Annotated in this window: 8 protein-coding genes and 1 pseudogene; 3 read left to right on the top strand and 6 right to left on the bottom strand. The window is 68.4% G+C overall.

Translation table 11 applies throughout. The features are described from left to right. The 3 genes from DSP71_RS24060 to DSP71_RS15035 all read right to left on the bottom strand — a co-directional run. The coding region (locus tag DSP71_RS24060; RefSeq protein ID WP_258546481.1) for an ABC transporter permease at positions 1-891 on the bottom strand (891 nt) is incomplete at its 3' end. Continuing rightward, a complete protein-coding gene (gene phnC / locus DSP71_RS15030) occupies positions 888-1,718 on the bottom strand; it encodes a phosphonate ABC transporter ATP-binding protein (RefSeq protein WP_113681486.1) in 831 nt (276 codons plus the stop codon). The genes DSP71_RS24060 and phnC, both read right to left, overlap by 4 nt. Positions 1,719-1,825: 107 nt before the next feature. Then, positions 1,826-2,755 carry a phosphate/phosphite/phosphonate ABC transporter substrate-binding protein gene (locus DSP71_RS15035; protein ID WP_046747734.1) on the bottom strand — a complete coding sequence of 310 codons (930 nt, stop codon included), beginning with the start codon at positions 2,753-2,755 and terminating at the stop codon, positions 1,826-1,828. Between the two features lie 169 nt (positions 2,756-2,924). Between DSP71_RS15035 and DSP71_RS15040 the strand changes: the two genes are divergently transcribed. After that, a complete protein-coding gene (locus DSP71_RS15040) occupies positions 2,925-3,668 on the top strand; it encodes a GntR family transcriptional regulator (protein ID WP_046747733.1) in 744 nt (247 codons plus the stop codon). A 254-nt stretch (positions 3,669-3,922) separates the two neighbouring features. Here the strand turns inward: DSP71_RS15040 and DSP71_RS15045 are convergent, their stop codons facing one another. Continuing rightward, positions 3,923-5,068 carry a sensor histidine kinase gene (locus tag DSP71_RS15045; RefSeq protein WP_113681487.1) on the bottom strand — a complete coding sequence of 382 codons (1,146 nt, stop codon included), beginning with the start codon at positions 5,066-5,068 and terminating at the stop codon, positions 3,923-3,925. Between the two features lie 227 nt (positions 5,069-5,295). On the opposite strand from DSP71_RS15045, the gene DSP71_RS15050 reads away from it, so the two are divergent. Continuing rightward, positions 5,296-5,952 carry a response regulator transcription factor gene (locus tag DSP71_RS15050; RefSeq protein WP_218867291.1) on the top strand — a complete coding sequence of 219 codons (657 nt, stop codon included), beginning with the start codon at positions 5,296-5,298 and terminating at the stop codon, positions 5,950-5,952. Positions 5,953-5,975: 23 nt separating this feature from the next. Here the strand turns inward: DSP71_RS15050 and DSP71_RS15055 are convergent, their stop codons facing one another. Then, complete coding sequence (locus DSP71_RS15055; protein WP_113681488.1) at positions 5,976-7,409, bottom strand: HNH endonuclease signature motif containing protein; 1,434 nt, start codon at positions 7,407-7,409, stop codon at positions 5,976-5,978. A gap of 117 nt (positions 7,410-7,526) precedes the next feature. Then, the gene (locus tag DSP71_RS15060) at positions 7,527-8,390 is read right to left on the bottom strand and encodes an EamA family transporter (protein WP_113681489.1); all 864 of its coding nucleotides are present in this window, start codon (positions 8,388-8,390) and stop codon (positions 7,527-7,529) included. A 267-nt stretch (positions 8,391-8,657) separates the two neighbouring features. Here DSP71_RS15060 and DSP71_RS15065 point away from each other — a divergent pair. Continuing rightward, positions 8,658-9,277: pseudogene (locus DSP71_RS15065) on the top strand (M18 family aminopeptidase); the annotation flags it as partial.

Genomic DNA, 9,277 nt, shown 5'->3' on the forward strand with positions numbered 1-9,277 from the left:
GATCCACGAGCGGGTGTGCTTCTGCTCGCCGAGCATCGCTCCGCGGACCATGCTCGAGACGATCTCCATCGCGACGCACAGGATGAAGATCACCAGTGCGATGCCGAGGCCCTTGCCGTAGTTGAGCGACTTGAACGCGTAGGACATCTCGAGGCCGAGGCCGGCGACGCCGACGTAGCCGAGCACCACACTGCCGCGCAGGTTGATGTCGTTGCGGTGCAGCACGGTGGCCACCCAGCTGGGCAGTACCTGCGGCAGGATGCCCGACGTGAACTCCTGCATCTTCGAGCCGCCAGCGGCACGGACGGCGAGACGCGGCCCTTCGTCGATCTGCTCGATCGCATCGGCGAACATCTTCGAGATCATGCCGATCGAGTGGATGCCGATGGCGAGGATGCCGGGAAGCGTGCCGAGAGAGAACATCAGCACGAACGCCATCGCGAGGACGACGTCGGGCAGGGCGCGGGTGAGGACGCCGATGAAGCGCGCGGCCGCGCGCCAACCGTTGCCTGGAGTGGTGTTGGATGCGGCGAGATAGGCGATCGGCACCGACAGCACGGCAGCGAGGAGGGTGCCGACGAGCACCAGGCCAACGGTGAGGGCGATCAGCCAGGCGAGGTCGCCGGGCGCCGGGAACGTGAGTCCCCCGACACGGGCCATGAAGTTCTCGGCGTTGCCCCAGCTCTGCACCATCGCCGGGATCGAGATGTCGACGTCGCGGACGGCGAGGATGCCGAGCACCACGAGCGCGACCAGGGTGAGCGATGCCGCGATCCGCTCGGGCGAGATCGGGCGCTTCGGAGCGCGCTCGGCGACCGTCTGCCCGCCGTCCCGAGGCACCGGCCCACCGCCGCGGGTGGCTGCATCCGTCGCGGAGTCGAGGGCCGTCATGATGCGGCCACCTGCGCAGCCGCCTCCACGAGCTCCTCGGCCACGGCGCGGATCTCGGCGGTCGTGGGGGCGACACGGCCGTAGATCTCCATGACCTCGGCCTTGGTGAGGTCACCGGTCGGGGTGTCGAGCACCACTTCGCCGTGACGCAGCCCGACGATGCGGTCGGCCCACGAGATCGCGAGGTCGACCTGGTGCAGGCTGCAGACGACCGTGAGTCCTTCGTCGGCGGCGATCTCGCGGATCAGCGCCATGACCTGTTCGCTCGACTCGGGGTCGAGAGAGGCGACCGGCTCGTCGGCGAGCAGGATCGCGGGCTTCTGCATGAGAGCGCGAGCGATGGCCACACGCTGCTGCTGTCCGCCCGAGAGGGTGTCGCTGCGCTGGTAGGCGCGGTCGAGGAGCCCGACGCGGTCGAGGTGCTCGAGCGCGGTGAGCTTTGCCGCCCGCGAGTAGCCCCAGAGACCGAGACGCGGCCCGCGCACACCCGACAGAGAGCCGGTGAGCACGTTCTCGAGCACGGTGAGAGAGGGAACCAGCTCGAACTGCTGGAAGATGAAGCCCACGCGGCTGCGGAGGTCGCGCAGCGCCCTCCCCTTCAGCGACGGGACCTGGGCGCCCAGCACCTCAACAGAGCCCGCGGTGGGGATCTCGAGGCCGTCGAGGTGGCGCAGCAGGGTCGACTTCCCCGAGCCGGAGAGGCCCAGGAGCACGACGATCTCTCCGCGGGACACCTCGAGCGAGGCATCCTTCAGCGCGGTGGTCGTCCCGAAGGTCTTCGTCACGCCGTCGAGGCGGATGAGGGCGTCGGATGCCGAGGCGGTCATGTCGTAGCTCCTGTGTTGTCGTGAGTCGTGCGGTGGTGCCCTCCGTCTCGTCCGGGTGAGGCGGACGAGACGGAGGGCGCCGGGTGAAGCGAAAGGTCAGGCCGGGCTCAGCCCTGGCACTGCTCCGCTTCGGTCTCCTTGCAGATGTCGCGGATCAGGTCGTAGTACGCGTCGTCGACCGGCTTCGTGGCGTAGAAGACGCTGCGGAACGCGTCGGTGTCCGCACCGTCGATGCCGGCGGCGATGATGTCGTCGATCGTGATCTCGGAGAGGCCGTCGATGAGCTTCTTCGAGACGTCGTCGGGCAGCGTGGACGAGTAGACCAGCGGCGCGCCGGGAACCATGGTCTCGTCGACGACCTTCACCTTGTCCGACTTCTCGACCTCGGAGTCCTCGGCAAAGCCCGCCTCGCACTCCACGCCCTCGCCGACCTTGGTGACGCTGACGTCGTGCTTGCCCGCGAAGACCGGCGTGATGTCGGTCTTGGGGTCGATGCCGGCCTTCAGCAGGTTGTAGGACGGGAACAGGTAGCCCGAGGTGGAGGACGGGTCGACGAAGCAGACCTTCTTGCCCTTGAAGTCATCGATGCTCTTGATGTCGCTGCCCGCGGGGACGATCGCCTGCGAGAAGTAGCCGGGCTCCTGGCCCTCTTCCGTGACGATCGAGGAGATCGGGGTGAGCTTGGCGCCGTTGTTCGTGGCGGTGACGTACGTGAAGCCGGAGAACGACGCGACGTCGACCTTGCCGGCGACGGCGGCTTCGATCAGTGCGGCATAGTCGGTCGACTCGTGGTATTCGACCGTCTTGCCGGTGATCTCGGCGATGTAGTCCATGAGCGGCTGGTAGTTGGTCTCGGTGTCGACGGAGTCGGGCACGACACCGAAGACCAGGGTGTTCTCGTCGACCGCGAATCCGCTGGCGGAAGACGACTCGTCGGCGCCGGGAGTGCCGGCGGCGTCCGCCGAGCCGGAACAGGCGGCGAGGCCGAGGGCGAGGAGCGCGACGCCGGCGAGGGCGGGGAGAGCGCGAAGCTTCATGAGGACCTTTCAGGGTGTGAGGGGTGATCCACGGAAGACTCTGGCAGGTGATGAGCGCAGATATGTACCTAACTCGGAAGAGTTCAGGCCGCGTTTACCGGGGATTCGCCTGAGTGAACACTCCCGGAACGAGGCAACGCCGTTCGGGCGGACCAAGTAATGTACCTATGTGGCCGAAGCTGTGTACACCCAGATCGCCGACGACCTGCGCGCCCAGATCGCCGCGGGTGCCCTGCGCCCCGGGGATGACGTACCCACCGAAGCGGAGCTCGCGGAGAGATGGCACACATCGCGGGGGCCGATCCGCAACGCCCTGGCCGCGCTCCGTGGCGAAGGCCTGATCGAGACCAGTCGCGGTCGGCCGGCGCGGGTCGTCGCCAGGAAGGCGAGCCAGGCGGTCGACATGTCGGTGCCGTTCACCCGCTGGGCCCGCGAGCTGGGCGTCACGCCGGGGGCCGAGACGCAGGAGCTGAGCCTGAGACGCGCCGGAGAGCTCGGAGCGGCACTCGGCGTCGACGCCGGGGACACGATCGTGAGCGTGGTCAGGCTGCGCCTGCTCGACGGGCGCCCCACCATGCTGGAGCGGCTCAACTACACCGAGGTCGCGGGCCGGAGGCTGTTCGAGGTGGATCTGGACGAGGTGTCGATCACGGAGTACCTCTCGTCGGTCGGGCACCCCATCGTCACTCTGCAGCACGTGATCGACGCCGTGGCCGCTGACGACCAGGACGCGGAGTTGCTGCGCGTGCCGCGCGGGACGCCCATCCTGCGTCTCACCCGCACCTCGCGTGACGCGGAGGGGCGGATCTTCGAGGCCTCGGAGGACCGGTACCTGAGCGAGGTCGTGCGGTTCACCGTCGCCGCATCGGGGATCTCCACCGATGGCCACTACATGCGCGCAGTGGGCGGGTAGTCGCGCGGTACGGAGCGTCGCGCGGAAGGCCCGGAAGACAGCCGTTAACGCAGAAGGCGATCGCGAGCGCGCAAAGTGTTTCAGAAGCCAGAAAGACCGCGCTCGCGATCGCAGCGCTGGGGACGCTTTATCTGGGGAACCCTCAGGATATGGCGGACTGCAACTCGTTCCACAGTGTCGAACGTCGAGACCTCGCTAGACCTTCGTCTAGGTTCTCGCGGAGCGTGGAGAGGGTGCTCACACACTCTAGGGCATCAGACGACCGGAAGTCGGGCCGACACGACCCAGAACCCGTCGACTTCGCCGGCGCTGAACTCGCCACTCGCTCCCATCACGCGCTCCGCCATCCGGCCGAGTCCTGTTCGACTCGACGAGAGTTCACGGCGCGGGGTCGTGGGGAGGGGGCTGCGCAGCGTGAGGTGCGCGACATCGTCGTCCACGGCGAGGTCGATCAGCACCTCGCCGGGGCCTGCGTATTTGAGGATGTTGGTGGCGGACTCGCGCACGATGCGCGCGAGGACGATCTCGACGGCACGCGGGATACGCTCGTCGCTGGGATCGCCCACGCGGGCCACGGAGTGGCCCGCCGCTTCGAACTCGCTCTGCGCCTCGTCGACGGCATCGGCGAGGTCGCCCGTCTGCACGCTCGACGACTGCGGACCGTCGTCGGCGAGCTCGATCACGAAACGGAGATCGGTCATGGCCTTGCGAGCGGCGACGCGGATCGCCTCTCGAGAGTCGGTGCTCATCTCGGGGTCTTCGAGCATCTGCACGTGCAGCGACACCACCGTGAGGTGGTGCGCGATGCTGTCGTGCAGCTCACCGGCGATCCAACGTCGCTCGGCGAGCACTGCCTGTCGTTCTTGTTCAGCCCGCGCCTCGAGCTCGCGTTCGAGGCGACTGCCACGGGCGAACGCCAGCCGCAGAGCGAACCCGACGGCTCCCGCCACGGTGGCGAAGACGAGATAGAGACCGACGTTGACGGTGACGCCCGGCTCGGCGGCGAACGGGACGATCGCCGCGGCGACCAGGAATCCGCCGGTGTAGGAGAGGATCAGTGACGTCCACCCCAGCCTCATGACCAGGCCGGCCGCGACAGCGGCGGCGGTCAGAACCTGGAGCTCTGATCCGGGGATGAAGGAGAGCGCGAACACGACGCCGAGAGCGCATGTCGCGAGGAGCGGCTTCCAGAGGTAGAGCGCGAACACTGACGTGGTCGCGATGCTCACCAGAAGAGCTGCCGGGTTCACACCCGGAGTGGTGAAGAAGCCGATGAGATCTGCGGCAACGGTGATAGCGAGGATCGCCAGCACGACGATGCGCTCGATCGCGCTGAGCTTCTCGCCTCGGGCCAGGCGGAGAGTGTCCGCGGTTTTCCGGTTCGAGTGGTCGAAGGCCATGCTTCACTATCTCCTATTTGCCAACTATTCTAGTTGTGGAGACCAAAGAACTTGCCAACCTGCTGCCAGAAAGTCATAACGTTCACCTCCAGTTTGTAGTCGTTCGTCGATGTCTGTATTCATCTTCTCGGCGACAGGAGCGGCGCACATCTGTCTCAGGTCTAGACCTTTTTGGCCAAAGGTCTACATGACGTCCATCAGGCGCCCGCGCCGTTAGGCTTCCCCCTATGCAGGAAATCCGTGTCGTGATCGTCGATGACGATCCCCTCGTCCGTTCGGCGTTGTCGCACTTCGTTTCACGCGACCCGGAGATCAGCGTGATCGCGCAGGCAGAGGACGGTCTCGAGGCGATCTCCACTGTCGAGCGCGAACAGCCCGACGTCGTGATGATGGACGTGCAGATGCCCGAGATGGACGGCATCGAGGCGACGGGTGTCATCGCCGAGCGATGGCCGCACGTGCGCGTGCTCGCTGTCACCACGCTCGACGGCAGCGACACGGTGCTCCCCATGCTGAGCGCCGGCGCTTCCGGCTACCTGCTCAAGGACTCCAGCGCGGAGGACATCGTCACCGGTGTGCGCGAGGTGCACAGCGGGGCCAGCTCGCTGTCGCCGCGGATCGCTTCGATGCTGATCAAGCACGTCCGCGATTCGACGCCCGTCGCCGCCGACGCCGCCGCGCTCGAACCGCTCACCGAGCGCGAGGTCGAGGTGCTGAACTGCCTCGCGCAGGGGATGTCGAACGCAGAGATCGCGAAGGCACTCATCGTCTCCGAGGGGACGGTGAAGGCACACCTCGGGCGCATGATGTCGAAGTGGCACCTGCGCGACCGCGTGCAGATCCTCGTGACGGCCGCACACGCCGGACTCGTCAGCTTCCGCTGATCACCCACCGCGTTTCAGCGCTATCACGCAGCTGCGGTCTCGCGCTGCCGCGGAACACGCCAGCGACGCTCGGGATCCCACCATGCCGGGCCGCGGACCTGCGGGGTACCTCCCGCCATCCGGATCTCCCACCCCGATCGGTTCAGTGAACGGTGATGCCACCAGCACAGGGGCACGCCGTTGTCCGTATCGGTCGGCCCTCCCCTGGCGTGCTCGACGACGTGGTGGATCTCGCACCATGACGCCGGCACATGGCACCCGGGGATCAGACACTCTCCATCGCGAGCGATGATCGCGCGCCGCTGGTGAACCGTGAACACCCGATCAGTGACGGTCGTGCCGACGATCCGACCGTCGTCGAACAGCACCCGCTGAATGGCGCCCGTGCACGCGGCCTGGGTCGCGACCCCGATCGGCACCGGCGACTGCGAGCCGGCCACGGTCGCCCACCCGGAGCCCGAGACGAGGTCGTCCGCGTCGGCGTGCACCACGAGCGTCGGGGATGCTCCGGCCAGTCGGGGCATGTCTTCGTGACGCGCGGCGATCGCCAGTGCTGCCGCCATGGCGTCGTGCCGCTTCTGCGCGGCGGTGCGCTGTTCGATCACGTTGCGCGGGTCGGAGTTCCACGGATCGGCGTCGGCGACGTCTGCACCGGACTCGGCTCCATCGCCCGATCGCTCGCTCTCCGACCGGAAGGACACGCCCGGCTCTGGCGGGCCATCGGTCTTCGGATTGTTCTGAGCGTCGATGATGAGCTGCAGCTGAGCGGCCACGTCGGGAAGGAGGTTGCCCCGGAGCGGATGCACCCCGTTGCGCAGGCGTCCGATGGTGAGGAATCTCCGATTCCGCGCCTTCGCGTCCGTCGGTTCGGCACCATCCGGATCGAGCAGCTGCGCGAGCAGCATCGCGTACTGCCGGAGGTCGTCAGGGGTGGCGGGCGGCCCTCCACCTTCGGTACCCCCGTCCGCCTCGGGGAGTCCGCGTGCCAGATCGGCCAGCGCAGCATCGGCCGCCACCCGTTCCTCCGACCCGATCCGATCGCCGGCCTGCAGGACCGGCCCGGACGCCGCGAGCACACCGGCCACCCCGATCACGCCGTCGAGCATCGCCTCGCGGATCGCGGGGAAGCGCGCCGGGAGCCGCTCCCCCGTCGTCAGCGCCATCTCGCGCCGAACCGCCTCGGCCGCCTTCACCACCCGAGACGCTCCGGGTGCATCCACCCGCAGCACCCGCTGCAGGAGCTCGTTCATCGATCGGCATCCGGTCGCCTCGGCGAAGCGGGGCTCGGCTGAGGCGGTCGTCTCCACAACGATGGCCTCCACGCGACGAAGCGCCTCGCCAGCGCCGCGGAGCACATCCAGTCGCGCGGCATCGTCGAGTCCGGCGAGCTGTGCGGCGGACAGCACGGCGTCGAGGTCGGCGACGACCCGATCCATAGCTTCCGCGAGGGGGTTCATACGTCCATCCCACACCCCACCACCGACATTGCAGGGTCGGAACAGTCCCGCTCAGAGCTACTTTCCTGGCATTCCGGAATACGCTCGACACCACCCGTCGATCCCGCGTTCAACGGCTCACACGGCGAGGAGGACGATCCCGGTCACCACGACGAGGGATGCCGCGATCCGCCAGCCCCCGCGCGACTCCCGCAGCACGAACACCCCGAACAGACTCACCAGCACCACGCTGACCTCGCGGAGGGGCGCCACCAGCGCCACCGGGGCGATCTGGATCGCGGTCAGCACCAGGATGTACGACAGCGGTGACAGGGCGCCGAACGCGAGGATGCGGCGCCACTGCGTGCGCCAGAGCGCCCCGACCGCGTCCCAGCGCCGACGCACCGCGATCGAGTAGAACGGCACCTGCAACAGCGTCGTGCCCACCATGAAGGCGACCGGCGAGAGGTTCCACGTGCGCACCGCGTGCGCATCCCAGATCGTGTAGACGGCGATCGCGACGCCGGTGAGCACGCCGAAGACGATGCCGGGATCCATCCGCCGGGTGCCGGATCCTCTGCCCCGGTCGACGAGTCCGATGGCGACGACGCCTGCGATCACGGCCGCCACCCCGATCAGCGCGAGCACCGACGGGCGCTCGCCCAGCAGCAGCACGGCCACGATCACCGAGAGGAAGGGTCCGGTGCCGCGGGCCGTCGCGTACACCGTGGAGAGGTTGCCCTCGCGATAGCCGCGCTGGAGCACCGCCATGTAGCCGACGTGGAGCACCGACGAGACGACGACACCGAGGGCGAACGACCACAGATCGTCGGTGCCGAGACCTCCCGTGAACGGCACCGCGCCGATCCAGACCACGGTGCTGGCGACGGCGCCCCACCACAGGAACGGCGCGCCCGCTCTGCTGATGCCGTGCGCGATGATGTTCCACGCCGCGTGGGCGATGGCCGCACCGAAGACGAGGACGAAGGCGAGAGGAGACAAAACAGACCCTTCCGTCCGGCGCACGGCGCGACGAACAGGGTCCTCCGGGCTTTTGTCCTGTCAGATGACGGCTCTCCTGCGGAGGAGAGCCGTGGCGCCGCTCGGACCAGACGGGCGCGAACCCCGGAACCCTAGGCGCTATCGGGACCACCCTAACCCGCCGGGATGAACGGCCGGGAAACAGCGCGGGCGCGGGCCGCCGTCGTGGAGGACGCACGGAGACCCCGACTACGCTCGAAGGACCGCGCTCTCCAGGAAGGTCACGACATGCCCGTCACCCCCGCCGCTCTCGCCCACGCCGAGGACCTCGCCGATTTCGTCGCCACCTCCCCGTCGAGCTACCACGCGGCGGCGGAAGTCGCCCGACGGCTCGAGGCTGCGGGCTTCCACCGGCTGCACGAGGAGGACGCCTGGCCGACGACCGGTGGACGCTTCGTCGTCGTGCGCGACGGGGCGGCGATCGCCTGGGTCGTCCCCGAGGATGCTGCGGCCACGACGCCCGTGCAGATCTTCGGCGCGCACACCGACTCCCCGGGCTTCAAGCTCAAGCCGCAGCCGACGACCGGCTCACGGGGCTGGCTGCAGGCCGCCGTCGAGGTGTACGGCGGACCGCTGCTGAACTCCTGGCTCGACCGCGAGCTGCGCCTCGCCGGGCGACTGGCACTGGCCGACGGCCGTGTCGTGCTGGCGGACACCGGAGCTCTGCTGCGTCTGCCGCAGCTGGCGATCCACCTCGACCGCGGTGTGAACAACGGCCTCGCCCTCGACAAGCAGACCGAGACCCAGCCGGTGTGGGGACTCGGCGACCCGACCGAGGCCGACATCCTCGCCGAGCTCGCCTCCTCCGCCGGCGTCTCGGCCTCCGACGTCCGCGGCTACGACGTGGT

Source organism: Microbacterium sp. H6 (assembly GCF_003314775.1).
GTDB classification, from domain to species: domain Bacteria; phylum Actinomycetota; class Actinomycetes; order Actinomycetales; family Microbacteriaceae; genus Microbacterium; species Microbacterium oxydans.